General features: G+C 40.8%; 32 protein-coding genes and 1 riboswitch. Of the genes, 12 read left to right on the plus strand and 20 right to left on the minus strand.

All coding sequences use genetic code 11. The annotated features are described in order from the left end of the window. Window positions 1-111: 111 nt before the first annotated feature. Window positions 112-1,926, minus strand: a complete 1,815-nt coding sequence (locus BM386_RS16515; RefSeq protein ID WP_091696311.1) for a TrkH family potassium uptake protein — start codon at window positions 1,924-1,926, stop codon at window positions 112-114. A 31-nt stretch (window positions 1,927-1,957) separates the two neighbouring features. After that, complete coding sequence (locus BM386_RS16520; protein ID WP_425285312.1) at window positions 1,958-3,247, minus strand: voltage-gated chloride channel family protein; 1,290 nt, start codon at window positions 3,245-3,247, stop codon at window positions 1,958-1,960. A 107-nt stretch (window positions 3,248-3,354) separates the two neighbouring features. Between BM386_RS16520 and BM386_RS16525 the strand changes: the two genes are divergently transcribed. Further along, the gene (locus BM386_RS16525; protein WP_091696314.1) at window positions 3,355-4,248 is read left to right on the plus strand and encodes a TIGR01777 family oxidoreductase; all 894 of its coding nucleotides are present in this window, start codon (window positions 3,355-3,357) and stop codon (window positions 4,246-4,248) included. 13 nt (window positions 4,249-4,261) lie between these two features. On the opposite strand, the gene BM386_RS16530 is transcribed toward BM386_RS16525, so the two are convergent. The 7 genes from BM386_RS16530 to BM386_RS16555 are packed head-to-tail and all read right to left on the minus strand — an operon-like array spanning window position 4,262 to window position 7,865. Beyond that, window positions 4,262-6,295, minus strand: coding sequence for a MutS-related protein (locus BM386_RS16530; protein WP_091696316.1), 2,034 nt, complete (start codon window positions 6,293-6,295; stop codon window positions 4,262-4,264). Between the two features lie 6 nt (window positions 6,296-6,301). Further along, on the minus strand, window positions 6,302-6,583 hold the full coding sequence (locus tag BM386_RS16535; protein WP_091696317.1) for a hypothetical protein: 282 nt from the start codon (window positions 6,581-6,583) through the stop codon (window positions 6,302-6,304). Window positions 6,584-6,619: 36 nt separating this feature from the next. Further along, window positions 6,620-6,991, minus strand: a complete 372-nt coding sequence (locus tag BM386_RS16540) for a type II toxin-antitoxin system VapC family toxin (protein WP_091696319.1) — start codon at window positions 6,989-6,991, stop codon at window positions 6,620-6,622. Then, window positions 6,978-7,142, minus strand: a complete 165-nt coding sequence (locus BM386_RS23700) for a hypothetical protein (RefSeq protein ID WP_170857112.1) — start codon at window positions 7,140-7,142, stop codon at window positions 6,978-6,980. Before BM386_RS23700 ends, BM386_RS16540 begins: the two co-directional genes overlap by 14 nt. 45 nt (window positions 7,143-7,187) lie before the next feature. Beyond that, window positions 7,188-7,361, minus strand: coding sequence for a PLDc N-terminal domain-containing protein (locus BM386_RS16545; protein WP_091696321.1), 174 nt, complete (start codon window positions 7,359-7,361; stop codon window positions 7,188-7,190). Between the two features lies 1 nt (window position 7,362). Beyond that, window positions 7,363-7,596, minus strand: coding sequence for a PLDc N-terminal domain-containing protein (locus tag BM386_RS16550; RefSeq protein WP_091696322.1), 234 nt, complete (start codon window positions 7,594-7,596; stop codon window positions 7,363-7,365). Between the two features lie 5 nt (window positions 7,597-7,601). Beyond that, a complete protein-coding gene (locus BM386_RS16555) occupies window positions 7,602-7,865 on the minus strand; it encodes a PLDc N-terminal domain-containing protein (protein WP_091696324.1) in 264 nt (87 codons plus the stop codon). Between the two features lie 93 nt (window positions 7,866-7,958). Here BM386_RS16555 and BM386_RS16560 point away from each other — a divergent pair, with 93 nt between their 5' ends. From BM386_RS16560 to BM386_RS16570, 4 genes are all read left to right on the plus strand, one after another. After that, a complete protein-coding gene (locus tag BM386_RS16560) occupies window positions 7,959-10,514 on the plus strand; it encodes a M14 family zinc carboxypeptidase (protein WP_091696326.1) in 2,556 nt (851 codons plus the stop codon). A gap of 103 nt (window positions 10,515-10,617) precedes the next feature. After that, on the plus strand, window positions 10,618-11,736 hold the full coding sequence (locus tag BM386_RS16565; protein ID WP_091696328.1) for an amidohydrolase family protein: 1,119 nt from the start codon (window positions 10,618-10,620) through the stop codon (window positions 11,734-11,736). Window positions 11,737-11,964: 228 nt separating this feature from the next. Then, window positions 11,965-12,102 (plus strand): hypothetical protein, encoded by a 138-nt coding sequence (locus tag BM386_RS24150; RefSeq protein WP_425285313.1) that lies wholly within the window; start codon window positions 11,965-11,967, stop codon window positions 12,100-12,102. Window positions 12,103-12,139: 37 nt separating this feature from the next. After that, entirely contained in the window at window positions 12,140-12,628 is a 489-nt protein-coding gene (locus BM386_RS16570) for a hypothetical protein (protein WP_091696330.1), read from the plus strand. A gap of 18 nt (window positions 12,629-12,646) precedes the next feature. On the opposite strand, the gene BM386_RS16575 is transcribed toward BM386_RS16570, so the two are convergent. The 3 genes from BM386_RS16575 to BM386_RS16585 all read right to left on the minus strand — a co-directional run bounded on the left by BM386_RS16575 (window position 12,647) and on the right by BM386_RS16585 (window position 15,782). Further along, window positions 12,647-12,922 carry a Txe/YoeB family addiction module toxin gene (locus tag BM386_RS16575; protein WP_091696331.1) on the minus strand — a complete coding sequence of 92 codons (276 nt, stop codon included), beginning with the start codon at window positions 12,920-12,922 and terminating at the stop codon, window positions 12,647-12,649. Then, window positions 12,919-13,170, minus strand: coding sequence for a hypothetical protein (locus tag BM386_RS16580; protein ID WP_091696333.1), 252 nt, complete (start codon window positions 13,168-13,170; stop codon window positions 12,919-12,921). Before BM386_RS16580 ends, BM386_RS16575 begins: the two co-directional genes overlap by 4 nt. A 221-nt stretch (window positions 13,171-13,391) precedes the next feature. Continuing rightward, window positions 13,392-15,782 carry a TonB-dependent receptor gene (locus BM386_RS16585; RefSeq protein ID WP_091696335.1) on the minus strand — a complete coding sequence of 797 codons (2,391 nt, stop codon included), beginning with the start codon at window positions 15,780-15,782 and terminating at the stop codon, window positions 13,392-13,394. A 136-nt stretch (window positions 15,783-15,918) separates the two neighbouring features. After that, window positions 15,919-16,015: riboswitch (TPP riboswitch) on the minus strand. Window positions 16,016-16,174: 159 nt separating this feature from the next. On the opposite strand from BM386_RS16585, the gene BM386_RS16590 reads away from it, so the two are divergent. The 5 genes from BM386_RS16590 (at window position 16,175) to BM386_RS16610 (ending at window position 18,855) form a co-directional block, all read left to right on the plus strand. Continuing rightward, on the plus strand, window positions 16,175-17,020 hold the full coding sequence (locus BM386_RS16590) for a fumarylacetoacetate hydrolase family protein (RefSeq protein WP_091696337.1): 846 nt from the start codon (window positions 16,175-16,177) through the stop codon (window positions 17,018-17,020). A 66-nt stretch (window positions 17,021-17,086) separates the two neighbouring features. Continuing rightward, window positions 17,087-17,509, plus strand: a complete 423-nt coding sequence (locus BM386_RS16595) for a hypothetical protein (protein ID WP_091696339.1) — start codon at window positions 17,087-17,089, stop codon at window positions 17,507-17,509. A 17-nt stretch (window positions 17,510-17,526) separates the two neighbouring features. Further along, a complete protein-coding gene (locus BM386_RS16600) occupies window positions 17,527-17,889 on the plus strand; it encodes a TfoX/Sxy family protein (RefSeq protein WP_091696341.1) in 363 nt (120 codons plus the stop codon). A 60-nt stretch (window positions 17,890-17,949) separates the two neighbouring features. Continuing rightward, window positions 17,950-18,387, plus strand: coding sequence for a hypothetical protein (locus tag BM386_RS16605; RefSeq protein ID WP_091696343.1), 438 nt, complete (start codon window positions 17,950-17,952; stop codon window positions 18,385-18,387). 36 nt (window positions 18,388-18,423) lie between these two features. Further along, window positions 18,424-18,855: a secondary thiamine-phosphate synthase enzyme YjbQ gene (locus BM386_RS16610; protein ID WP_091696345.1), complete on the plus strand. Its 432-nt coding sequence runs from the start codon at window positions 18,424-18,426 to the stop codon at window positions 18,853-18,855. A gap of 2 nt (window positions 18,856-18,857) precedes the next feature. Here BM386_RS16610 and BM386_RS16615 read toward each other — a convergent pair whose 3' ends face one another. The 8 genes from BM386_RS16615 to BM386_RS16650 all read right to left on the minus strand — a co-directional run bounded on the left by BM386_RS16615 (window position 18,858) and on the right by BM386_RS16650 (window position 25,091). Next, complete coding sequence (locus tag BM386_RS16615) at window positions 18,858-19,844, minus strand: TlpA family protein disulfide reductase (RefSeq protein ID WP_091696347.1); 987 nt, start codon at window positions 19,842-19,844, stop codon at window positions 18,858-18,860. Between the two features lie 336 nt (window positions 19,845-20,180). After that, entirely contained in the window at window positions 20,181-21,008 is an 828-nt protein-coding gene (locus BM386_RS16620) for a toxin-antitoxin system YwqK family antitoxin (RefSeq protein ID WP_091696349.1), read from the minus strand. Beyond that, window positions 21,005-22,387, minus strand: coding sequence for a hypothetical protein (locus BM386_RS16625; protein WP_091696351.1), 1,383 nt, complete (start codon window positions 22,385-22,387; stop codon window positions 21,005-21,007). The genes BM386_RS16620 and BM386_RS16625 overlap by 4 nt, the downstream gene beginning before the upstream one ends. A 40-nt stretch (window positions 22,388-22,427) precedes the next feature. Beyond that, window positions 22,428-22,991 carry a glycosyl-4,4'-diaponeurosporenoate acyltransferase CrtO family protein gene (locus tag BM386_RS16630; protein WP_091696353.1) on the minus strand — a complete coding sequence of 188 codons (564 nt, stop codon included), beginning with the start codon at window positions 22,989-22,991 and terminating at the stop codon, window positions 22,428-22,430. Window positions 22,992-23,054: 63 nt separating this feature from the next. Next, window positions 23,055-23,324 carry a hypothetical protein gene (locus tag BM386_RS16635; RefSeq protein ID WP_139235934.1) on the minus strand — a complete coding sequence of 90 codons (270 nt, stop codon included), beginning with the start codon at window positions 23,322-23,324 and terminating at the stop codon, window positions 23,055-23,057. Between the two features lie 19 nt (window positions 23,325-23,343). Continuing rightward, entirely contained in the window at window positions 23,344-23,580 is a 237-nt protein-coding gene (locus BM386_RS16640; protein ID WP_091696356.1) for a hypothetical protein, read from the minus strand. Between the two features lie 22 nt (window positions 23,581-23,602). After that, a complete protein-coding gene (locus BM386_RS16645; RefSeq protein WP_170857113.1) occupies window positions 23,603-24,661 on the minus strand; it encodes an aminotransferase class I/II-fold pyridoxal phosphate-dependent enzyme in 1,059 nt (352 codons plus the stop codon). Between the two features lie 7 nt (window positions 24,662-24,668). Then, window positions 24,669-25,091, minus strand: coding sequence for a VOC family protein (locus tag BM386_RS16650; protein ID WP_091696359.1), 423 nt, complete (start codon window positions 25,089-25,091; stop codon window positions 24,669-24,671). Window positions 25,092-25,151: 60 nt separating this feature from the next. Here BM386_RS16650 and BM386_RS16655 point away from each other — a divergent pair, with 60 nt between their 5' ends. Both BM386_RS16655 and BM386_RS16660 read left to right on the plus strand, forming a co-directional pair. Beyond that, window positions 25,152-26,054, plus strand: coding sequence for a patatin-like phospholipase family protein (locus BM386_RS16655; RefSeq protein WP_091696361.1), 903 nt, complete (start codon window positions 25,152-25,154; stop codon window positions 26,052-26,054). After that, entirely contained in the window at window positions 26,041-26,661 is a 621-nt protein-coding gene (locus BM386_RS16660; RefSeq protein WP_091696362.1) for a class I SAM-dependent methyltransferase, read from the plus strand. The genes BM386_RS16655 and BM386_RS16660 overlap by 14 nt, the downstream gene beginning before the upstream one ends. The last annotated feature ends 7 nt before the right edge of the window (window positions 26,662-26,668 follow it).

Genomic DNA, 26,668 nt, shown 5'->3' on the forward strand with positions numbered 1-26,668 from the left:
CAGCGTTTATAACCATGCTAGTGTGTGTCGTTATCGACATGCTCGATTTCATATTAAACTAGATTTTTTATCAATTGGTATTTTACAATCAAACAACTATCCCGGATTGACCTAGGTGATGTAAACTGTTTCCTCAGGGTATTTGTATCGTTGCTCTCCTATTCTACGGACTATTGCGATTAGAATGGTTAATGTACCTACTCTACCGATTAGCATGATTGCCATCAGCACTAATTTGCTTCCTAAACTCAATTGTGATGTGATTCCCAATGTAAGTCCGACTGTGGAAAAGGCACTAAACACCTCAAAAGCGACATCAATCAGGGGAAGCTCTGGGTCAAAAATCATCAGGAGAAACACGCCTAAACCCATGACCAGGACTGAAAGGGAAATCACTGCAAATGCTTTTTTCAGAGTCTCATTGGATACCTGTCGCCTAAATACTTCTACTCGGGTTTTTCCTGAAGCTATGCTAAATGTGTTAAGCATCGCCACTGCGAAGGTGCTGGTTTTTAGTCCTCCTCCTGTAGATCCGGGCGATGCTCCTATCCACATCAGAAAAAGATAAACCAAAGCGGTAGGAACAGCTAATTCCCGCATATCGACGGTGTTGAAACCTGCTGTTCTTGGTGTCACTGCTCCAAAAATTGTGGTAACGAATTTACCATAGGGGCTAAGTCCTTTCAAGGTATGATCCTGCTCTGAGATTGCATAGACGACCATTCCTATGACCAAGAGAATGCCGGTCGTATAGACGACCAGTCTCGTGTTGACACTGGAAACTCGTGGTGTATGACGGTATTTTTCTATCCCGAGCATGTTTTTCATAAAACCTACTATCAGATGTTTGACATAGGAATAGTAGTTCAACACCACGGGGAATCCGATTCCTCCCAAAATTATAGCTAAGGAAATGGCCAAATGCATATTATAAGCTTCTCGGAAACCGGTCTCATATAATCCATTGCTTAGTGTAGAGAAACCGGCGTTACAAAAAGCTGAAATAGCATGGAAAAGCGAAAAGAACAGCTGATCTCCCCGGCCTGAAAACTGTGCTGAATCAGTAAAATGATAAATGAGGAAAGCACAAATGCCTTCCACCAAAACTGTAAAAGAGATGATCTTAAATAAGGTAGTATAAATCTCGTTTACATTGTTCTCATTGATGTAATCCCGGATGAAAAGTCTGTTTTCTATAGAGTAACTCCCCTTGAAAAAGAAACCAAAGAAACTGGTGAAAACCATGATGCCAAGCCCACCAATTTGGAACAAAATCATAATCACTACCTGGCCAAAGTAGGTAAAGTCCTTTGCCGTGTCCAAAACAATCAAGCCCGTCACGCAGACTGCTGAGGTAGAGGTAAACAAGGCGTCTATGAAAGAAATATCTCGCGTAGTTGCTTCAGGAAGGCTGAGCAGACCGGCTCCAACGAGAATGAGTAAGATAAACGATAAAATAAAAACAAGAGAGGGACTAAGTTTCAGCTCATTCACTGTCAGGCTGAATTTGCTCAGCTCTATGAAAAAGAGAATAATGACTAAAGCGTTGATTATATGGTAATGCGCAGAGAAATCAAGAATTAGTGCTGTGGTCTCATTTCCAAAGATATTCCAGCGAACTAGTGCTGTAAGCGTAAGAAGTATGGATAGCAGGATTTCAAGAATGACTCGTGCTAGGTAAATGGATTTTTCTACAAGCAATACCTTCACCAAGTAACCAATGCCGATCAGCATCAAACAAAAGTTGAAAAAGAAGGAAGTTGCCACTTGATCCTTTGGATCTATTGAATATCCCAAATGGAATAGTATTATCCCAAAAGCGAAGAAGCTGCTAAGCTGAACTACTTTTTCCTGAACCTTTACCACCTTTTTTAAAAAGATGATATTCCGATCTGGATTGGAAAAGATTTTCAGTTTGCGAATCATGATTTGGAAAGAGGCTTGAAAGAAAACTCAATCATTCTTTTGAAGACGTTCTTCGTGAAAAGTTAAAAATCCATTCAGCAGGATACAAATGGAATTTGCCATCTAAGTTTTGTGAGGAATAGATACTCGATTTGCCACTGAAAAGGTAGGCGATCAAGCAGGCAATTCCCAAAAATATCCCCGATTCGTATCCAAATAACTCCATTCCCATCACGGTACATGCCATGGGAGTATTAGTAGCTCCGGAGAAGACCCCGACAAAACCCATTCCCGCCATTAATGCTAATGGAAGCGGAACCCAAGTTGCCAGCGCATTGCCCAATGTTGCCCCTGTGAAGAACAATGGTGTCACTTCTCCACCCTTAAATCCTGCTCCAAGCGTGAAACTGGTTAACCCGGTCTTTGCTAGCCAGTCATACCAAGGAAGCGGAGTCTCAAAAGCTTCCACTATCCTAGGAACGCCTAGCCCGATGTAGGTCGTACTGTCCGAAATATATACAAATGCAGCAATCAACAGTCCGCCTATGACCGGACGAAGGGGCGGATAGGAGATGTATTTAGAAAATTGATGAGAAAAAAAGTGGGTGCTTTGGGCAAATAACCTCCCTGAAAACCCGAAAGCAATTCCTGCAGGAATAATCCAGAGTAAGTTTACCAAAGTATGTGGAGGCACTAAATCTATAAAATAATGGGTATGGCCTACGGCAAAGAGTGATCCACAAACCCAATTTGCTACAAATGCAGTCCAGAAGGCTGGAAAGATCGATTTCCAACGGATTTGCCTGTGAAGCATCCACTCCAAAGCAAAGATTGCCCCGGCCAATGGTGTTCCGAATACAGAAGCAAATCCTCCGGCCACACCGGCGATTAGAATGATTCTACGATCTTCATCATTGAGGTGAAAATACTTGGTGAGCTGATCAGCAAGCGAGCCTCCCATTTGCACTGCAGTACCTTCCCGGCCTGCAGACCCACCGAATAAATGTGTCAAAACAGTCCCTAGAAGCACCAAAGGAGTCATCCTGAGTGGAATAGGCTTTTCTGTTTTGTAGAGTTCATCCAGCAAAAGATTGTTTCCTTTCACAGAATTTTCCCCGAACCTGTAATAACTCCAACCTATGACAAAGCCGGCTATAGGCAGCAGTGCAATGATCCAAAGGTGAGATTCACGGTAATCCGTAGCCCAGTTTAAAGCAATTAAAAAAACAGCAGATGCAGACCCGGAAAGCAAGCCTACCAACAGGCCCAAAACGATCCAGAGTAATATATACCGAAAAATAGAAGTGCTGTTCAAACTAGTTTTTTCAAATAGTTGGTCCAAATTAGGAATAGAAATTGAATTTAATGAGGCTAGTATAAGCTTAAATCATTTAGAGCTACCTAACTTATTGGTAAGTTTCGGGTTATCTAAATACAAAACACACAATTATGCAAAATATTCTTATTTCCGGAGGTTCTGGTCTTATTGGCCACAAAATCACCCAGCTGCTGGAACTGAAAGGGTATTCAGTTGCATGGCTTAGTAGATCAAAACAAAAACAAAAATCTTTTCTCTGGGATGTAGAAATGCAAACCATAGATCCAGAAGCGATGGACTGGGCAGATGCAGTTATCCATTTAGCTGGGGCAGGAGTGGCAGAGCAGCGATGGACTGAAGAACGCAAAAAGGTCATCTTGGATTCTCGTGTTCACAGCACTCGATTACTTTATGATGCCATTGAGAAAGCAACTGAAAAGCCCAGTGCTTTTATTTCCGCATCAGCCGTCGGCTATTATGGATTTAATACAGGAACGTCCTTAATGGATGAGACAAATCAAGCCGGTTCTGACTTTTTAGCTCAGGTAGTAGTAGCCTGGGAAAATGAAGTGAAGAAAATGGAAGAATTGCATCTGCGTACGGTCATGCTGAGAATAGGAATTGTGCTGGATGCGAAAGGAGGAGCTCTAGGCGAAATGATGAAGCCTCCTATTGCTGCGCCCTTGGGAAACGGAGATCAGTGGATGAGTTGGATTGCGATTGAAGACTTGTCAAGAATGTTTGTTTTTGCATTAGAAAAGACCACACTTCAGGGAATATTCAATGCAGTAGGGCCGAATCCAGCGACCAATCAGCAATTGACTCAGGCAGCAGCAAAGGCAAAAGGGAAGCCTTATGTAGGAATAGGCGTTCCAGGATTTGTGCTAAAGATAGTCCTTGGCGAAATGGCTGCAATGGTTCTTGGTGGTAATCGGGTTTCATCCCAAAAAATCCAGAAAGCAGGATTTGATTTTGAATGTCCAGCGTTGGTGCCTGCGCTAAAGCATATTTACAACCAGAGTTAATCTTATTTTATCTTTAACTCAGCGGTTTCTCTGTCTTCCCTTTTAGCAATTCCAGTATTTGCTCTTTAATAACGATATGTAGCCCTAGACTATCTTTTGAAACCCCATCTACTAGTTTGTATGTGTACATAGCTTCGTCATTTACCACCCTCACGTCAAAGCATTTGAAGAAAATATTTTTTTGTTTTTCTAATTCTTGTGCAATCTCCATGATGTGGGAAGATATGATATACACACTTCCGGGCTGTTGAGCGATAGCAGAAATAATCATAGAAGAAGCGGCAGAAGCATCTTTTACATTGGTGCCACGAAACAGCTCATCAAATATCACCACCAGATTTTTATCATTTTTGATCTCGCTCGCTACCTCCTTCACTCTTTTTACTTCACTGTAAAAGTGACTTAGTCCATGATTAATATTATCAGAAAGATTAATCGTGGTGAAAAGCCCATCGAAAATACTCGTTTTCATTTTCGTCGCAGGGACAGGAAATCCAAGATGAGCAAGATAAACGCCGAGTCCGAAAGCTTTGAGAAAGGTTGATTTGCCGGACATGTTTGCCCCGGTGAGAAAACACATATTTGCAGTCGCTGAAATGGAAAAGTCATTGCCTACAGCTTTTTCCAGCTTTGGATGAAATAACCCTTCAATGTCTATTAGAGAATCCTGAGTGTACTCGTATTCAGGGAAAGAGAGATTTAGCTTTCTACTAGTCTGAGCTACAGCATTGTAAGCATCAAATTCATAAAAGCGTTCGAGCAACCAGAGGAGTGGTTCCTTTCCCTTTTTTCTCAAAATAGAGTCAAACTCTGAAAAGTGGAGATAAAGCGGCTTTTGGCCATAGTTATCCATAAAGTCCCGCAAATTGCTACTGTTTAATTGCTCTTGAATCTGATAAGCAAGATCTGATAGGTACCAAGTATCGCTTAGATCTTGAATTTTATTCGCTAGTTGTAGCGCAGATTTCAAAAAGTCAAAAACATGCTGAATCCCAGTTTCTTGGATGTAATAGTTGTTTGAGGTGCGGTACTTGTTTTTGAGATAGATAGACAAAGAACTGTAATAGGAAGAAGGAGATACTGCTATGCCAGACTCCAGGTAAACAGCGATAAAATCAAGTTGCTTTCTGTCAAGATTTAATAGGAATTCATTTGACTGAAAGAATTTAATTGATTCCTGTCTGTTTTGAAGAATGGTTTTACTCTTCGTAGGACTTCCAAACAACTTTTCTAAGTATGCTTTGCCCCCTTTAGATGCTGGCTTTTCAAATAACGCCAGAAGGCTTTCCTCATCGTAATTGATGGATAGACCCAAATCTTTAGAGGTTTGTTTATCGATAATAAAGTGCTCATCTACAGTCTCTTCCTGCGTTTCGGATTTTTCAGGAGGCAGGTAATTATATTCGACAAGCTGCTTTCTATCTTGGATAGGCTTTAGTGCACCTCCAGTCAGCAGGAACGTTTTGTCGCTCACATCCATCAGATTCACATAGTCGTGATCCGTGATGATGATGCCTTTTTCTTGCTTATGTAAATCAATGAGGCCCTTTATGTCAGCTCTATAAAGTGGTTCTACTTGGGAAAAGGGCTCGTCCAGTAAGGCAAAGGCTGTTGGAAGATTAAGTATTAGAAGTACTTGAAGGTATCGTTTCTCACCACCAGAAAGTGCAGATATTTTTTTATTGAGAAGGGGCGCTATTCGAGCATTAGTAGCTACTGAATTTCTTTTGCTTTCGTCAGAAATATAGATTCGAATAACAGAGGAAACAGTTAAGCCATTTGGCAAGAAATTTCCTTGGGGTAGATAGGCTATTTTATCTCCATCCGAAAATGCTTTTTCCAGAAATTCACCATTTATCCTAATGCTTTTATTTTCCGCATCTAAGGACCCAAATATTATTTGAAGCAGCGTTGATTTGCCTGTTCCATTTCTCCCTAAGATACCGATAACCTCCCCTATTGAGCATTTGAGGTAGATATCTTTGAGCAAGTGTTTCTGTCCAAAGGATTTGATCAGACTATCTACTTCTAAGATTTGATGAGCCATAAGCGATTAAAAAATGAGAAAATAGATGAGGGCGATTGCTGCATTCACTCCGAAGGTAAAGCCGACCAGTTTTATCTTGTCAAAGCCTAAATTGTAATAGAAGAAATACTGCTGAGCATACCTTACTTCATAGAGATAAAGTGCGAGTAGGTATCCAACCGTCAATAATGTTAGGAAAAAGTAAACCCCAAAATTACCACCTTGAGAATAAGCTAATGATGCGACTGCAACAGAAAAGGGAATGTTGAAACTGCTGATTTGTCTATAGTACAATAATAGACTGCTCATGAGATGCTACTTTTGGTGTATAAATGACCAAAATCTCTACTTTTCATAGAGAAGAATATTTAATTCCTTAACCTTGGAAAGGTGCTTATCAGCAGTCATTAAAGGAATATTTAGGTAAAACGCAGTTGCTGCGATTATTGCATCAGGAAGCTTGATTCTATATGATTTTCTTAATTTTACCACGTGCTTTTTGATGGAGGAATTAAGGTCAATAATTGTAGTATCATCCAATAAATTTTCCACGATTTTTAATCCTTCAGGCGTTAAGCCATCATATCCCAGTAATTCAAGTTCAGTTATAAATGAAACAAAAACGGTTTTTTTACTCAAAAAATCTGCAACTATCGGGTCTCCTGAAAGTAAATAGAGAATAATGTTGGTGTCGAGAAGTAGATTATTTCCATTCATCTCTCAAAGCCTTTTGGATGACTTGAGGGTCTTCTTTTAAATTTAGCGCTCCGCAATATTTTTGAGCATCAAAGTTTTTTTTGATTTTTACTCTGGATAGTGCTTTTTCTACCATTCTTTTATCAGACCCCTTTTTGATTACCGTAATCATAATTTATGCTTTTCTTGATTGAACGAATAAGATGTCAATTTGATTTCAAATCCTTTTCCCCCTACCGATCAAAAACCAAAGGATGGTGCCAATCAATGGAAGTAATACTACGATGATTACCCAGATCAATTTATCGTTGTCATTGGCAAAATTGCTGGTGACCACGTCGTAAATCGTGAACGCATAAATAGCGAAACCTATAATCCCAAGTCCAAACATATCAAGAGCTGTAAGTCGTTTTGGTACTTTTTCCCATCGCTAAGTAAACGATTGGGCCAATACCCTGCGCAAATAGGAGAATCACAATCCAGATGATTTTCATATTGGGATCTTTGAATTCTGAGCGGAGAATATCCACCAGGCAGTAAATCCAAAATATGGTATAAAGAATACCAAAGAGGAGAAAAAATATGAGTGAGGCACCGCCAATGTTTTGAATGAAAGAAAGAGTCATTTTTGTTAGAAATTGTTTTGTTTAGAAAATGAAGGATTAAATCTACGCCGATCTTTTCTCAGGCTCCTGGCCATGGCGAGATACAAAAATGTGCCGAAACCTGGCGCGAGTAAAATAACTAAAACCCACATGAACTTGCTATGGGCTGCCCTAAATTCAGCTCCTGTAGCATCAAATAGCGCATAAGCCCAAAATCCTAAATAAACCACAGATAGTAGGAACGAAAATTGCCAGATGAGTTGTCCGTCTCCAGGTGCTATTAAATCCATGTGTATTCTTCAATTATTTTAACCATTGAACCAAAATAGCTTTTTTTATGGACTCGAAATAAGAATTTAGCTAAAAGTTAACCCCCAATCTCTATGAAAAAAAATCTGCTCTCGCTGATTTTATCCTTTTTTGCGCTAGCTAGTTATGCTCAAGTTGATCTAAGCTACTACCTGCCCACCGGATATACCTATGATGAATCCATCCCAACTCCGAAGGAGGTTTTGGGATATGAAGTGGGAGAATGGCATGTAAGCCATGATCAATTGGTCATGTATATGAAGGCTGTGGCGGAAGCTTCTGACCGGGTGACTTTCGAGGAAACAGGCAGAACCTATGAGAAAAGACCGCAGGTACTTTTGACAATTACGTCGCCTTCTAACCTTGGTAAAATCGATCAAATCAAAACAGATCGCAAAAAACTTAGAGATGCTGGAGCGTCAGCAGATATAGAGAAGATGCCTGTGGTGATGTTTATGGGCTATTCTGTTCATGGAAATGAACCTAGCGGTGCCAATGCAGCTCTTTTGGCAGCCTATCATTTTGCGGCAGCAAAGGAAATAGCAGGTGATCTTGAAAATATGGTTTTGCTGCTTGATCCGGCTATCAATCCAGATGGATTGAATCGGTTTGCTTCCTGGGTAAATACCCACAAGTCGTATAATATGAATGGTGATCCAAACAATGTGGAATTCAGCGAAGCTTGGCCGCGAGGAAGAACGAACCATTATTGGTTTGATCTGAACAGAGATTGGCTTCCGGTACAGCATCCAGAATCGAGGAATAGGGTTCGTGTTTTCCAAGATTGGCTTCCAAACATTCATTTGGATTTTCACGAGATGGGAACGAACAGCACGTTCTTTTTCCAGCCAGGCGTACCGGCACGAATGCACCCTCTGACTCCTGAGAAGAATTTTGAATTGACGGAAAAAATAGGAAAGTACCATGCGAAAGCCTTGGATCAAATAGGTTCTCTGTATTTCAATCAGGAGAATTACGATGATTACTATTATGGAAAAGGCTCCACCTATCCGGACGTACAAGGTTCTATTGGAATCCTGTTTGAACAAGCCAGCTCAAGAGGTCACCTTCAGGAAAGTGTGAATGGAATGCTCAGCTTTCCTTTTACCATCAGAAATCAATTCACTGCAAACCTGTCATCGTTTCAGGCTGCCAAAGAAATGCGTGAGGAGTTGAATCAATTCATGAAGGATTTCTATCAGGACATTCAAAAAGAGGTAGATGCTGATTCGAATAAGGCATACATTTTTGGAAGCTCGGGAGACGATGCTCGAAGCTATCATTTGGCAGATTTGATCCTACAGCATGATATAAAAGTATTTAGCCTGAATGACGATATTACTGTAAATGGAAAGGATTTCGATAAAGAAAACTCCTACATCGTACCGGCAGATCAGCCGCAATACAGACTGATCAAAGCGATGTTTGAAACCCGCAATACGTTCAAAGACAGCTTGTTCTATGATATTTCTGCCTGGACTTATCCTATGGCTTTCAACTTGGATTACATGGCGTTGAATAGTCAGATTTTGAACTTGGCATCTGTCAATGAAATCACCAAAAACTCTATTGCTTTAACGCCAGGTAACGTAATAGGTGAAGTGGGTGCATACCAGTATGCTATGGAATGGACGGATTACTACGCTCCAAAAGCAGCTTACAAATTGATGGATGCTGATTTCCAGGTGAGAGTAGCCACCGGAGAATTTTCCACTGCAGATGGCAAAAAATTCGGACGAGGTACCTTATTGATTGGTAAAGGAGAAAGCGGATTGGACGATCAGGCTTTTTTTAATAAACTGGCTGAAATAGCTCAGAAATCCACAGTAGATATCTATGGATTGACTACTGGCTATACTGAAGGTATGAATTTAGGTTCGCCAAATATGGCGGTTCTTGACAAACCAGAAATTGCACTATTGGTAGAAGGAGGAGTGGATAGTTACGAAGCTGGGGAAATCTGGCATTTGCTAGATCAGCGCTACGAAATGCCGATTACACTCTTGTCAATGGATAATATCGGGGGAAGCACGCTTGATAGATACAATGTAATTCTAATGCCTGACGGTAGATATAGTAGTCTAGGCAAATCCGGTGCAGCTACGCTAAAAGCCTGGGTTTCCGGTGGAGGGACTTTACTGGCTAAAGGAGGAGCCATCCAGTTTCTGGCACAGAATGAAGTGGGGAATTTTAAGTTTAGAGAGGCGGCTGAACCTGAGGCAGATTTGCAAAAAAGCTATGCAGACTATGAAAACGAAAGAGGTGCAAAAGTGACCGGAGGAGCGATTTTCAATGCTACCTTAGATCTCACGCATCCCATTGGGTATGGTTACCTAGACGCTGATATTCACACGTTCAGAAATGATAACTTGTTTCTGGAACCTTCCGAAAATCCCTACGCTAACCCACTGATTTACACAGATCAGCCATTAGCGTCTGGTTACCTTCATCCTTCCAATCTTCCAGGAATTCAAAATGGATCTGTGATTCAGGTTTCTGGAGTAGGACGGGGAAGAATCGTCGCCTTTGCAGATAATATGAATTTCAGAGCATTCTGGTTCGGAACAAACAAGCTTTATATGAACGCCATCTTCTTTGGTCAGGTCATACAAAGCGGAACAACACGATAACAGGTTAAAACTAAAGTCCCGGTTTGTTAATCGGGATTTTTTTGTTCTCTAACATTCAGTACTATTTTGCGTAAGCAAGCCAGACCTATTCCACTAAAAGCATATGAATCACACTACCAAATTATTTATTGCACTTGCATTTTTCGCGATTGGAAACATCGCTTTGGCTCAGGAAATGAGTTTTGAAGAGTACAATCCGCCCTCTACCTTGAAAGTTCCGGAGCATCCAGTTCAGCGGGCAAAATTCCCATTTGTAGATATTCACAGTCATCAGGGAGGGATTAATGAGGAGAAAATCGATCAGCTTATTTCTGAAATGGATGAAATCAATATGGGCGTATTGGTTAATCTGAGTGGAAGAGGGTTCGGAAGAGGAAATAGCAATACCCAGCAGGAGTATATTCAATCCATGATCAAAGAATTTAATACCCACGCGCCTGGCAGATTTATGGTTTTTACCAATTTGAATTTTGCTGGTTTTGGGGATGAAAATTGGACTAGACTTGCTGTGAAAGAACTGGAAGAAGATGTAGCTGCCGGAGCGAGTGGCCTGAAAATCTATAAAAGTCTTGGCTTAAATGTCAATGATGTCAATGGAAATCGCGTACCAGTAAACCATCCTGATCTGGATGCTGTCTGGGCGAAAGCCGGTGAACTGGGAATTCCTGTAATCATCCACTCTGCTGATCCCGCGCAGTTTTGGCAAGAAATGGACGCGAATAACGAGCGTTGGTTAGAACTTAAGACTCACCCAAATCGCCAGCGGGGAGCAGATAATCCTGCTCCTTTTGAGCAGATCATTGCTGAGCAGCACGATGTTTTTGCGAAGCATCCTGAAACGACTTTTATCAATGCCCACATGGGTTGGATGGCTAATGATCTGGACGCAGCAAGCGCGCATTTGGAGAAATACCCGAACGTGAATTTCGGAATTGGTGCTGTGATCGCTGAGTTTGGAAGACAACCCAGACGTGCAAAGGAGTTTTTTGAAAAGTATCAGGACCGAGTGCTATTTGGTAAGGATGCTTATAATAAAGAGGAATATTATACCTATTTCAGAGTGCTGGAAACGGAAGATGAATATTTTCCTTACTACAAAAAGTACCATGCTTTTTGGGCGATGTATGGGCTTGGACTTTCTGATGAAGTGTTGAAAAAGCTGTATTACAAAAATGCGCTGAGAATTGTGCCTGGGATGGATAAGAGTGTTTTTCCAGATTGATGTATTTACCTTTTTAACCACTGAGCGCGCGAAGTTTGACGCAAAGGTCTCAAAGATTTTACTACATAGTTCATTATAAGGTCCTTTCTATCCATCTATAAAAAAAACTTTACACCCCTTCTCTCATAGGTAAAGAAAATGAAGAAATCTTTACATCTGGGGTTTCTTAAGTAAAGAAACTATAGCTTTTCTTTACATATACCAAGATCGAGTTTATTGTGAGAGACTTTGGGGGTTTCCAGAATCACTGCTGCCAATTACCTCAATAAATTCGCTGAGGATGGTGTACTACGTAAAGGGAAATCAGGCACGGAAAATTTTTATGTAAATGAGAGGCTTTTTGCACTGCTGACCGTAAGACCTTAGCTAGAGAGCTAATCATTCATCATCAACCGAAAAGTCTATGAAGCATTTTCACTACAAAAATAAAAATGATGGAACCAAAGGTCCCCGAATTCTTGGTCAGATATTCCTTGCTTCTGGGCTAATTGTAATCCTTCTATCCTTTATAAATGATTTGGAAACAGAACCTACTAAAATTGCACTAGTTGCTGGAGGTGCGCTAGTGATTGGAGCAATTTTGAGTTCGCTTAATTCAGGAACTCTTTTTGATTTTCAAAACAGAAGATTCAAGGTATATCAGAAGATCCTCTGGTTTGAATCTGGCGAATGGGAAGAGCTACCGGAGATTGACCAAGTGGATTTGGTACATCACAGTTTTCGCACTTCTTATATCCCAAATGGGATTACGCCTACCTTAAATGGTCAGGTCACTATTTATAAAGTAGTCATGGTAGCCAACGAAACCAAGTTCTTAGCGCTGGATTTCTCACGGGAAAAGGATGCGGTGAAAGCCTTGGAGAAGATAAAAACAGGGATGAGTATAGGATAAAAATGAAGGCTGAAGAAACTATTCTGTATAGTGGCTAAATGCGGATATCAAAGTTACTGTTATGGTTTGCCCATTAACTGAATAGATGAGCCGATGTTCTAAATTTAATCTTCTTGACCATAGACCAGAATAGTTGTTCTTTAAAAGTTCGGGTTTTCCAGTTCCAGTATATGGATGTTCTTCCAGCTCGTTTAGTAAAACTTCCAGTTTTGCTAATAACTTCTTGTTTCCAGACTTCTTGATTTTCTCAATGTCTTTAAGCGCTTTTTGTGTAAAATAGATTTCAAAGGTCATGAATGGAGTAACTTTTTCCGCTCTTTTCGATCCAGTTTTACAACCCTTCCCTCTTTTACATCAATCATTCCAGCCTCAATTTCAGCTAGATTTTTTGGTTTCTCAAAATACGGGTCTTTGCTTGGTGAAGGATTCAACACGCTTTCGGCTACATCCTTTTCATGGAAATCAACCTTGAATGCCTTTGCAAGATTTTTGAATGCCCCTAGAATTTCTTCATTATCTGTTTGTATCTCAATTGCTTTCATAGCTTAAATATACGGATTATCGGTAGTATTGATTTCCTGATGAGAACGCTAGTTACGCTTGATTTTATACGAAAAGGAGGGTGAAGATTTGAAATAAGGGTCTCAATAATTGTTTTAAAGGATAATTAATTGTCCTAGGACATCGCAATTTCTAGAATAAAAAGCACTGATTTCCTCGAAACAAGTTCGGAAAATCAGTGCTTACTGAAAGTATAAACTCTTTAAAACTTCAAATTCAATCCCAACATAAAATTCGTACCTGCCATTGGGTAATAGTAATTCTCCGTCACCAATTCCTTCTGGCTTTCTCCCGGCACAAAATAGCTGAAGGTATATCCATTCGGCTCATATAGCTCATTGAAGATGTTATTCACCATCAAGTTCAGCTCTAAGCTTTTGAAGAATCTAGGCTGCACCTGATAGCTCACTCGGAAATCGTTCGTGAAGAAAGAATCCAGAGATCTGCTATCATTTGCAGAATTGTCCAAGTATTGCTTTCCAACGTACTTGGACATCCAGTTCAAAGAAAGATTATCGATGGGTTTATATTCAACGATTGCAGATGCAATGGTATTCGGAGAAAAAGCAATGTCCGTGTTTTCATAAGTAAATGCCTCTTGTTGGAATTCCTCCGTGCTGTAATCGTCCACATACTCGGTAAACTCTTTGATTTTGTTCTGGCTGAGCGTCAGATTTCCGCCCACAGTGAACGCCTTCGAAACCTGATAATTCCCGGATAGCTCAATTCCTGCGCGGTAAGAATTGGCGACATTTTCGCGGATATAGGCTCCCACATCGTTGATTTGGCCAGTTAATATCAACTGATCTTTGTATCCCATGTAGTAGAAATTTGCATTGTAGTTAAACCTTCCTTTTTGAGCCCTTACTCCTGCTTCGATATTATTCAGACGCTCGGGTCTTGGGATTTCGGTGATCGGGTTGTCTGTAAAATCGGATCTTTTAGGCTCTCTATTGGCCACTGCGACGCTGGCATACCATACCTGTCCATTGCTTTGCTCGTAACTCAGACCAAATTTCGGGTTGAAGAAGGTATAGGTTTCATTCCCATCCACGATTCTTTGGTCGTCATTGACTCCAAAGAAAGTGTAATTAATCCCCCGCACCTGCAAATCACCGAAGAGATTCAAGCCGGGGCTGATTTCGTGGGTAGCTTTCAGGTAAATGTTGCGGTCATCTTTTACGGCATTGTTATCGTAATACCGATCTCGGATGTTTGTCTCTCCTGCAATTCTCGCCCAGATGATTTCACCGAAGTGGTCGCCATCGTATCGATTGACTCCACCACCAAGGATCACATCCCACTTTCCGTCATCTGAGATGTAATTGACCGAAGCAATTCCTCCAAAGAAGTCATTGTCCAGCCATCTTCTGCGAATAATGTCTGTACTGGAGAATGTTTCTCCACCGATTGCTACATCAGGAAGCCCATAACTTGCAAAATCATCGTCTTCCCTGTACTGCTCGTAATATCCGCGTCCATAAGTATAGTGAAGTGCGGCATTGGTTTTCCAGTTGCTTCCGATTTTGCCCGTATAAATCAACTGATAATGATCCTGTTGGTAATTGTCAGTTTCATTGTCATAGGTGTAATAGTTGAAGGTTCTGTCATCTTCCAGTTTAGATTCTGGAAGTCCATACCAGGCTTGGTAGGTTTGCTCCTGACCGGAAAAGATATTCAGTTTTACCACATGATTTTCACCATAGTATCCTCCCGACACAAAGAAGGATTTCAAATCAGAAAAAGCCCGATCCACATAGCCATCTGAGGTAATTTTGGAAAGTCTTGCATCCACCGCAAAGCGGTTGTTGAGCAAGCCGGTTCCGGCTTTGATGGTATGTTTCCAAGAGTTAAATGAGCCCGCAGAATTGGATACCTCGGCATAGGGCTCATCTTTTCGGGTATCCGTTTGGATATTCAGACTGGCGCCAAAGGTAGCTGCACCGTTGGTGGAGGTTCCCACTCCTCGCTGTATCTGAATATTATCCACCGAAGAGGCAAAATCCGGCATATTGACGTAGAAAACGCCGTGAGACTCCGCATCATTCATCGGAATTCCATTCACAGTGACGTTAATTCGGCTTTGGTCTGATCCCCGAATACTCATGCTGGTATAGCCGATTCCAGCCCCGGCATCTGAATTCGTCACCACGGATGGAGTGAAATTTAGCAGAATTGGGATATCCTGTCCTAGGTTTCTTTCAGCAAGTTCTGCCTTATCAATGGTTTGAAAGGTAGTTGGAGTAGTCGCTGATGCTCTGGTCGCAGAGACAATAAACTCTTCAGAAAGGAGATCAGTTGGATTTAGCTGCAGTCGTAATTCGCCCGCTAAAGGCACAATGAGGCTCTTTTGAAGTGTTTCAAATCCTACATAGGATACCCGAAGTTGGATCTCTCCATCTTTTAATTTGGTGATGGTAAAATTTCCATTTTCATCTGAGACGGCTCCACGGCCCTGTTTTTCTGTCCAGACAGATGCTCCAATTAATGGTTCGCCGGTATTGGCGTCCAGGACTTTTCCGCTGATGCTGTTTTGAGCCCAGGCAGAAATTGCAAACAGGCATAATGCCAAGTTTAACAGTACTTTTTTCATGTGTATTGTTCCCTTTCGGGAGATTGAGTGAAACATGAGAAAGCTCTAGGGAAGCTTACCGTATTTGTTTACCCTGTAGCAATAACAAAATCGAAAATCCAGAAGGGTACCGCTTCTTAGGTTTGATTTTATTGGTTACTACGCTTGTTCATTTCCCTTCGCCGGCATTACCCGGATCAGGTCGTATGGGTATGATCTCAGCCCGTTTTGTTAAGGCACCCCCTATGATCTAGAAGCAAAGGTAATGGGGAAAAATTGCTACGCAAACCTGCTGATTAGAAAATTAATTTGTAAAAACTCGAAGAGTCTGATTCTTTCAGGGCTTTCAAAACTGATCTTTTATTCATCTCTCAAATCTTTTTCCTAAATTTCAAGTCTAACCCTATTAACCTATGAAAATCTATAAACTGCCTTCGGGCACACTTTTGAATCATGAGAATCAAGCATTTTTGGGACCTGAATTAGACTGGGATGCCTTGCTTGCTCAAGAAAACCTAAAAGATCACATTTTATCTGAATCCAAATCCTGGAAGAAAATATCCTCTGAAGAGGCGGATTCTTTACTGGAAAAGGGGATTTTGGCCCCTATGGGAAATCAGGAAATCTGGGCTGCAGGCGTAACGTATTTCCGTAGCCGTACTGCGAGAATGGAAGAATCCCAAGATGCAGGTGGAGCAGATTTTTATGATAAAGTTTACAATGCGGATCGACCAGAGCTATTTTTCAAAGCTACTGCTAGCAGAGTTTCAGCTCCGGGATCTGCCGTCAATATTCGTAAAGATTCTACTTGGGATGTGCCGGAACCAGAATTGACTTTGGTGGTTTCCCCGTCAGGAAAAATTCAGGGATATACCTGCGGAAATGATATGAGTAGCAGGAGTATTGAGGGAGAAAACCCGCTCTATTTACCTCAGGCGAAAGTTTATGCAGGATGCGCAGCGATTGGTCCATGTCTTTTAATAACAGATAAAGCTATTGAGGAGACTGCAACTATCCGGTTGGAGATTTTTAGAGATGATGTACTGGCTTTTGTAGGAGAAACGCCATTGACGCAGCTGAAGCGTAAGCCGAAAGAATTGGCAGGCTGGCTTTTCCGTGGGAATACCTTTCCGATTGGTTGCTTCCTAATGACGGGAACAGGGATCGTACCAGATGATTTCACTTTGGAAGTTGGAGACAAAGTTAGAATTGGCATTGATGAGGTTGGAGTGCTTGAAAACTTTATTGAAAAGATCTGATTTGTAGCGATTTGTGAATTCGCTTCGTCTTTGATTTTATACCAACTGTAAATAAATCATTTCCTTATGAGACGATATATATTCATCTTAGTGATCACAGTTATTGCTTTCGCATGCCAAGGAAGTCAAGATCCTACCGATGAATTTCCTCAAACTTGGAAGATAGCGGGGTGGCAAATTATGGGGGATGCAGGAGACTCTGGTTTTCAGTCTGTAACTGATTCCAGTTACACCTATTTATTCAAAAAGGATGGTAGCTTTCTCAAAACTGTAGGCAATGAGTCAACGATAGGGTCTTTTGAAAAGGAAGAATTGATTTATGAAGTAGGAGGTAAAAAGACTAATTATAAATTGTTTTTTCCTGAAAATAAATTGGTAAACAGCTGTTCAACCAATCTTGAGTACATGACCATTAATGAAAATGGAATGTTGGTTGGCGGTAGCGCGCCTTGTGATGGCCCTGCAATTTATCTTACCCTTGTGGAATGATCAACTAACTCTCCTCTATGGCCTACGATGAGTATTTAGCTGAGCGATTGGCAACTAGTTTTAAGAGACGAGGTGTTGCATTTACTTCCAAAAAAATGATGGGAGGAATGCTCTTCATGGTGGATGACAAAATGTGCATTGGTTTGAATCAGGATAAGCATTCCAAAGAAGATAGGCTGATGGTGAGGGTTGGGGAATCTGCCGAAGAACAATGTATGCTGCGCCAAGGTTGCCGAGCGATGGAGTTTACAGGTAAGCCGATGAAAGGATTTGTGTATGTGGATCCAGATGGCTTTGATATGGATGAAGACTGGGAATTTTGGGTGGAAAAAGCATTGGAATATAATCCTCTAGCGAAAAGAAGTAAAAAAAGGCCTTAATCTACAGCAGTTATAAAAGTCCCTTAAATTCTAATTTTAATCTAAACCGTTCTATTTCCTATGAAAAGGTATTTGCTAGCCCTCTTGATTTCATGTGTTCTTTTCTCATGTGAGGATTCAGAGAATCCTAATATTTTAGAAATGCCTCAAGAATGGTCTTTAATAGGGTATAAAAGTTCTTGGGTTGCAGACCCGCCTTTAATCCCAATTACTGATTCTATTTACAATTATAGATTGGAGAAAAATGGGTCATTTATCAAAAACCTAGGAATTTACCGATTGACTGGGACTTATGAAATTGACGAAAGTACTGATGATCGGACTTATATATCTCTGATTTATGATGAAGCATCCATAACGCTCAATGAAGAATCTGGACGAAACTTAATTCACTATTGTGGTCAGAATTATGAGCCTTTTGTAGTTGTGGATTCCAAAACTATCTCGGGTAGTTGGGGTGCCTGTGATGGACCAAATTTTATTTTTCAAAGAAAGTAGAGGTAAATCTGTTTATCTGAATTATATCTTTACGAAATGACTCAGTTTTTCCAGCACAAACTTCGTTTACCAGCCTATCCATCAGGCTATCATTTGATCACTGATAAAATAGAAGATGCGATTCCTGAAATCGCCCAGATTAAAACGGGTTTTTTGCAGGTTTTTATCCAACATACTTCGGCCGCATTGACTATCAATGAAAATGCTGATCCTACAGTAAGAAAGGACTTCCAAACGTTCGTAAATGAATTAATTCCAGAGTCTTATCCACGATTTATCCACACTTACGAAGGCCCGGATGATATGCCTGCGCACATTAAAGCCAGTTTTTTCGACACAAGTTTACAAATCCCCATTTCTGGTGGAAAACTCAACATGGGAATTTGGCAGGGAATTTATCTGTGCGAATTCCGAAGAAACGGTGGGAATAGAAGTCTGATTCTCACGGCTTTTGGAGAGGGAAGATAAGGTTAACTTTTGCCAAAGGTATTTTCCATCTTTCGGAGCATTCTGCCTTTTCCGTAGCCCTTCCAAATCTCCTCAATGGTACCATCAGGTGCAACTAGCATGTATGTTGGCCACACGTCTATCTGATACAGTTTTGTTACATAGCCTGTTTCATCCCAAAGGTCCGTCCAAACGATTATCTCTTTATATTTCTTGGAGGAGTTTAGCCAGGTATTTTTTGATCGGTCATTCCAAATACTGATGACTTGCAAATCTTCACCGAATCGCTCGTGAATCTCTTTTATTTCGGGAAGTGCTTCTATGCAGGGTTTACATCCAGAAAAAGAAAACTCCAAGAGTCTATATTTTCCATCGTAATCAGAAAGCGATACTTCCTCTTCCTCTCGACTCTCAAGTCTGAAATCAAGGCTCATAGTGCCTGTACTAAGTTTCCCAGTTTCTGGCAATTCTGCTGCTGCCAAAAGACGCTTAAATGAATTCAATTCCTTTAATTCCTCTGGCATATTTTCGGCAGCAGCGATTATTTCTTCTTGATCAAAAAGTTTGGCGTTATAAATTAACGAGTTGACGCCAACTTCTTTGTCGAGGTTTTCAAGGATCAATTTTTTTCTATCCGTACCTTCTGCGGCCTGAATCTGCTTAGATATTGTCGTGTACTCGTGCTCACGATCTATCTCAAATGTGGACAAATCTTCGATCGATCCTGAAATTGTATACTCGCCCTCACCTACCCAAAAAGACTTATTGTCGAGAAGTTTGCCGCTACCTTTAAAATGAAAAAACTCGAGCAGTAGCGGTTTTCGATACTCAGCTTTCAATTCTCCTTCTATCCCTTCAGAATTTTGATATCCTTTTTCATTAAAATTTATAGCTACAAAATCTTGCCCTTTTAACTTCCCACCAATTTTGAATTTAAGCACTGTTTCTTGAGCCGGAAGGTCTTGGGCCCATAAAGTAACCAGAGCCGTCAGAAAGTAAATTTTATACATGACTTAATTTTATGTTTCTCACGAAATATATTAAAAATAAGATTACTCTTTTTGTCGCCTCTACCTTTACATGATCGCCAGTCATCAAATTACGTCGAAAACCATCTTTGGTGTCCCTTGCCTAGCACTTTTACTTTCGTGTATTTCTCTGGAAGCTCAATGGCAATACCTGCTTTCATTTGAGTGACTTCAATGATGCGCAGAGAATATTACTAAAGAAAATATAGTTTTTATTTTCTAATAACCAGTATTAAAGTGAGGATTTCATTAGCCTTTTTGCCAGTGCAATCTAAAAAGCCACACGTACTCCTTTACATACCTATTGAGATCGACTTCTTAAAAAGAGGGCAAAAATCTGGTTCTCACACCATTTTCAAAAATAGACTCGCTTAGAATACAACCAGATTCGTGATAAATAAGCACGGTTCCATGAATAACCCCGTCTTTGAAAGGTGTTCTTTTGGAGATCCAGCCTTCAGGGTGCGGTGGCTTGAAATCTTCCAAATTACAATCCATAGGTAGTCCCAACCCATCGCAAACCTCAAACTTGTTTGCATAGGTGATCCAATCCCCTTGCTTTTTACCATTTTCAAACCACCCAGATTCTGTTTTTTGATTGCGATTAAAAAATTCCCACTTTCCTTCTGGCTTCCCACCTATGATTCGCCCTTTGGCGATAAGTTGATGAAATTGATTCCACCATGAACGCTCGAATTTTCCATTCTGAAACTCGTGGATCATACGTTTTTCACGAGATGATGCCTTATTCCATTTAGATGACTCGTCCCACACACTTGACCCTATACACACCGAGGTGATGAACATATCTATCGAAGGATTGTATTTATTCAGAACCAGGTACTCAGTGTTTCTCATGAAAACAGGATCACAGGTGTTTCCATACCCAATTATTATATCCACAGTGTCATTTTCATACACTCCTTTCAACACCTCCACTATTTTGAAGGTCGATACATATTGATAGCCCAACTCTGGAAATTTTATGGTTTGCTGATCAATAACTACCCCTCTGAAAAGGAGATCAGCATCTACCACTTGCTTGATTGTCAAATCTTCTGAACTGCTACAAATACACTCTGTATTACCTGAATAGGCATAGTTGCTCCACAAAAAAGACAGAATTGCCCAGCATAAATTTTTCATAAACTTGCCTCAATCTTCACATGATCGCCAGTCATCAAAATCCTTCGGAAACCATCTTTTGTATCTGTATTGACTTCCTTGCCGAGCACTTTAACTTGGGTGTACTTTTCTGGAAGCTCAATGGACAGACCGGCTTTCTTTTGAGTTTGGGTAATTTCTACAGTCATCTGATTCTCGTCAGTGGTGATTTCAATAGTTAACATATTGTCATCCACCCAAAGATTCTCGATGGAAGCCTCATTCCATTCTTTGGGTAAATTAGGCCGAATAAAAGTTACACGATTTTCAATATCAGCCTCAATTCCCAAGAGTTCCAAAAGAAGTGATTGAACGCTCTGATTGTCTATTTTGATCAGGTCATTTTGGCTTTGGAATATTTCCTGGTCAAGCTTACCTACATCATAATTTTTGAACTCACTTACCATGTGATATTCCCAACCAGCTCCAATTTCTTTTCCATGGACGCTGTCTTTTCCCACCTCGAACAATCCAAATTTATACTTACTCCATTCGTAGGCTACTAGGATTTCTTGTTCAGGAATGGTGATTTTCGAAGTGGACCGAAGAGAATCGATCAGCGCAAAGCTTTTATCCCAATCCGAATAAATGGAGGAGCGAAGATCTGCTAAAGTCTCAATTGCCGTGAATTCTCCCTGATCCGAACCAGCGATGAAAACCGGTATTACTTTTTCTTCATTTGAGGATAATTCCAGTGAAATCTCGAATCCTGAGCTCGCACCAAGTTCTGGAACTTCAGATGCACAAGCAGTATTACTAGGACTTAGAATAAACTCAGTGCTTGTTCCCCAGACAGCATACCAGTCATTAGCCTCATCTTTAGCAGTGAAAATACCCGTTAACTGATCAAAGCTAATTTGATCTTGGGAATTAGTGCCAAAAGTGCTGTCCATCAAGATACTTGACTTTAAATCCGTACTTGGCTGAAACTGGAACAGGATACTTTTTGCCGAGTTATCCACATTTTTTAGGGAATATAGCAGCGTAATTCCTTCTTTATCTTTGCTTATAAATTGAAGCTGGCTTACTTCTAGACCTTGATTTTCGAGTTGAAAATGCTGCTTGCCAGCGAAAGGGTATTTAGTAAAAGAATCTGGATTGTCTAGGCAGATAGTTTCAGTTTCCGTTTTGATAGCTGCAATAAAGCCAGTGAAAAGATGTATTGTTTCCAGCGTAAGTTCCTGCTGCTTTCCGCTGAGTAAAATATTCTCATTTCCCAGAGAAAAGCTAGAAGCATCATTGACTGAGAGGGAAGGCAGTTTCTCCAGACTATCAAAAAGCAAAGCTTCCTCCGATTTTGGGCTTAGGCAGGAGGCAGTAAATAGGGCAAGAGCCGAAAGTGCTAATCGAGGAAATTTCATGTCAAATAAGTTAACTATAAAATGAAAATGTGGCTACATTTTATGAGGTTTCTATGAATTTTTCAAATCGCTGGGTTCTAGCTCGATGACTTCTCTGAAGTAGGATAGGGTAAAAATTACCGATGACGTTTAGTGTTTGAAGAAAAATGGCAGTCCAATATTCTTTTAACATCAGACTCCAAATGAACAGGACGCTTACGATGATGAAGGGGATTAAATGCCCAAATTCTGAGCGCTTCGATTCTGTGATAAATGCTTTGATTCCACTTTTGGTACCATTGAAATAGGAAGTTTGCATGGCTTTTTTTCTCCAAAAAGTGAACAGTAGGAATCGTTGGAATATCGGTACCCCAATATTTTTTGAGAAAGAAAGCAATTCCTTTGGCTGACTGATTCGGTAATACTTTTCTGGTAAAAGCCGGTAAGTAGGCCAGGCAAAACCAGCCAAAGCAAAGGCACCTAGGATAAAAAGATTGGCTAAAAATGCTAGAATGAACTGTATGCTCAGCGATTGGGAAGGCAACGTTGACCAGGTGAGCATCAGCTCATAAAAACGAAACATCAAAAAGGCACTTGCTAGCGTTAGAAGTATCTTTTTCCCCATTTCCGATTTGATATACAGCCCATCTACTAAGTTTTAATTGATTTGCTCTTTTAAGTCAAGTACCTAAGATCGATGTTTTTTAGCTTTCAATCTATACACCCATAGGTAGGTAAAAAAGCTCACAAACACCTGAAGAATGAAAAAATATAGCCAAGTAGAAGGCTCTCTCAGTGGTTCAAAATTGATTGTGTTGTTATAGTAAAGTTTGGAAATAAGAAGGGCAATGACTGTTGAAGGCAATACTACTGCAAGCCAAAAATTGAAAAATGATCGGTAGATAAATGGGGTAGTTTTAATGGCAGATGAAGGACCTATTTTTCCGTTTTTTTTCATTTCAACCTTAGTTAACTGATCAGACTCCATCCTTAAATCGCTGGGCTTTTGGCTTATAGTCTCTAAAATACATCCAAATCCCAAAAATCACCTGGAAGATCAACATTTTGACATAGGTAGAAGGCAGCTTGAAGAACTCCCAGCTGATGGATCCATTGAAAAGTTGGGTGAGGATAATCGTGAGAATACTTGTTGGCAAGATATAGACTAACCAAAAATTGAACAACGAACGGTATATAAAGGGGGCTTTCTTCATGTTTTAAAGATTGGTTTGGCTTTTATCGGGCTAGGTCGTGGATTATTTCATTTAGGTACATCAGATCTCCCAATTCGTGAAAAGCAGAAATCACGATTCTATTTACACTGGGACTTTCGGCTGTAGGATATGGAAAAGAAGAAGTAATAATTCCTGCCTTCTCAAACTCCTTGGCCCAACTTTCATCCTTATACAAGAAAGCCGGGAAATGCTTGCTTCCGTGAATTTGCGAAATCTTTGCTGTCTCCTGCGCAAAAATTCCACAGGCATCTGACAGCCATTTTTTCTTTTCCATGTACAAATAGTCCATATCCAAGAAGGTCTTCAGGTGCGCTGGTGACCCTGGCGATGCTCCACCAAAAAGTGGAGTTGCTTTGATTTTATCGATTTGTGATTCACTTCCTAAAATTATCCCGGCAGGCATTCCTAGCCCTTTGCCCAGAGATCCAGAAACCAATAAGTTGATGGCAGGATTTCTAAGTTGCTCGTAAGTACCGTAGATACTATTTCCGAATGTGCCAAATGCATGACTATCATCTATCAAAAGGCTCACTTCATGCTTTTTTGCCAGCTCTTTTACCCAATCGTAGTTATGGATTTCGCAGGCAAAAGGATCTACCGCATTGCCTATAATCAGAATTCTTCTCGATGAAAGCGCTTCAGATTGCTCTAAGCAATGATTTTTCCATTGTGTAAAATTTAATTGATTAGAATGAAAATAATCATCCGGAACTACAGCTGAATGTGCATCCGGAGCAATCCAGATATCATCGGCATCTTTGGATGCTGATTTCCATGCAGCAATTCCAGCCAAATATCCAGAACTGAGGACTGCAGCAGCTCCTGCGCCTGCTTCCATCGCAAAAGACTCTTCAAACTCATCAAATATAGATAAGCGGATATTATTCACTCTGCTTTGGCCGTGATTGGCACCATACAGGAATAGATTATCTGCTAAAATATCTAGGAAATCAGGGTCTTGGGCTATTCCCAGGTACGAAGTGCCAGAAAAGTAAAAGTATTCTTTTCCTTCTATTTCGATCATCCGATCGATCCCAGAATCTAGGTAGTGATTTTTCAAAGCAATCTTATTTAGCGAAAATCTGACTTTCGTCCTGAAATGATTTGAATTCCAAGGCATTTCCGCAGGGATCCAGAAAGAACATAGTCGCCTGCTCTCCTACTTCACCTTTGAAACGGATATAAGGTTCAATCACAAACTCGATACCTTCTGCTTTTAGTTTATCCGCCAATTCATGCCATTCGTCCCAAGGCAATATTGCCCCGAAATGCCTTACTGGAACGTACTTTCCATCCACCGTATTGGTATGCGCCTGAGCCAGTTCCTCGGGCTTGATATGAGCGGATAGCTGGTGACCAAAGAAGTTGAAATCTATCCACTTATCCGTGCTCCTACCGATCTCACAGCCAAGAAGATCTCCGTAGAATGCTCGGGTTTCTGCAATATCCCGGATCGGGAAAGCAAGATGAAAGGGTTTAAATTGGCTCATAATGCGTACTTTCGTTGAGGGTTTTCCGGCTTCAATTTAGTTGTTTAATCTCTAATTAATATGAAGAAAAGTAAATCGGTATCATTGGTTTTGAGCAGCGGTGGAGCGCGGGGATTAGCGCACGTGGGTGTGATAGAGGAGCTGGAAAAGCGTGGCTACGAAATAGCTGAAATCGCCGGCTGCTCCGCCGGAGCGCTTGTCGGCGGGATGTATGCTGCCGGTAAAATGCCAGAGTTTAAAGATTGGATTTGCCATTTGGATAGGCTTGATGTGTTTTCCTTGATGGATTTTACCTTTTCCAGTCGAGGCTTTATCAAAGGTGAAAAAGTCTATAATGCGTTGAAGAAAGTAATCAAAGACTGCCAAATAGAAGATCTCAATATTCCCTTTTCTTGCAATGCGGTAGATTATGTCTCTGGCAAAGAGGTGATTTTTCGAGCCGGTAGCTTGTATGCGGCCATTCGTGCTTCTGGAAGTATTCCTACCGTTTTTCAACCGGCTAGGATCAATCGTCATGAATTGATAGACGGAGGGGTGTTGAATCCTGTTCCACTTTCACTTTTGCAGCAGGCAGATCACAATAGGATAGTGGTGGTAGGCCTGAATGCCGGAGACTCCGAATTGGTCATCCACCCAAAAAAAGATGCTACTGGAAAGAGCTTCATTTCCTTGCCTGCTTGGGTGTCTGATTACCGCTTAAAAATGCGTCAGTATTTTCCAGAGCAGGTAAAAGAAGAAAAACCTGCCTCTCTCAGTTCCATTAGCTTGATGACCCGATCATTTGACTTGCTACAGGATAGATTTTCTGCCTTGCTGATTGAAAAACATGAAGTAGATGTTTCGATTCAAATAGCCAGAAATCAAGCGGGGACGTTGGAGTTTCATCGGGCGGAGGAATTGATAGAAGTCGGTAGGAAAAAAGCAGTTCAGGCCTTAGACAAATGGGAAAATGAACATCTCTGAGCTAAATAGACTTCTAGGCAATATTGATATTTACCTGCTGGATCAGATTCTGAAAGGTAGGTTTTCCACAGATATGAAAATCCTGGACGCAGGCTGTGGGGAAGGAAGAAATGCTGTCTATTTCATCAAACAGGGCTATCAGCTTTTTGGAATTGATCAAAACGATACCGCAGTTCAGTACTGTAGATTCATAGCAAAAAGCCTTGACAAAGAATATGATACGCATAGATTTCAGGTTGCCGGATTGGAAGAAATACCCTTTCATCAGGCTGCTTTCGATGCAGTTATTTGCTCTGCAGTGCTACATTTTGCACAGAATGAAGCTAATTTCTGGCAAATGATGGATGAAATGCTCAGGGTGTTGAAGCCAGGAGGGATTTTGTGGTTTAGAATGACGACTGCTTTTGGTGGGATGATGGAAAAAAGCCAAGAACTTGGAGGAGGAAAATACTTACTTCCCGATGGATCAGAGCGATTTTTATTTACTCAAATTCAGCTGGATCACTTGAAGGATTTAGGATTAGATTTTCTGGAAAGCCCCAAGACGGTTTTGGTGCTAGGCCAGCGAGAAATGGGGGTTTTTGTGATGAGGAAACGGACACACTGATAACTGA

Origin of the sequence: Algoriphagus locisalis (assembly GCF_900116615.1) — a bacterium.
Taxonomy (GTDB): domain Bacteria; phylum Bacteroidota; class Bacteroidia; order Cytophagales; family Cyclobacteriaceae; genus Algoriphagus; species Algoriphagus locisalis.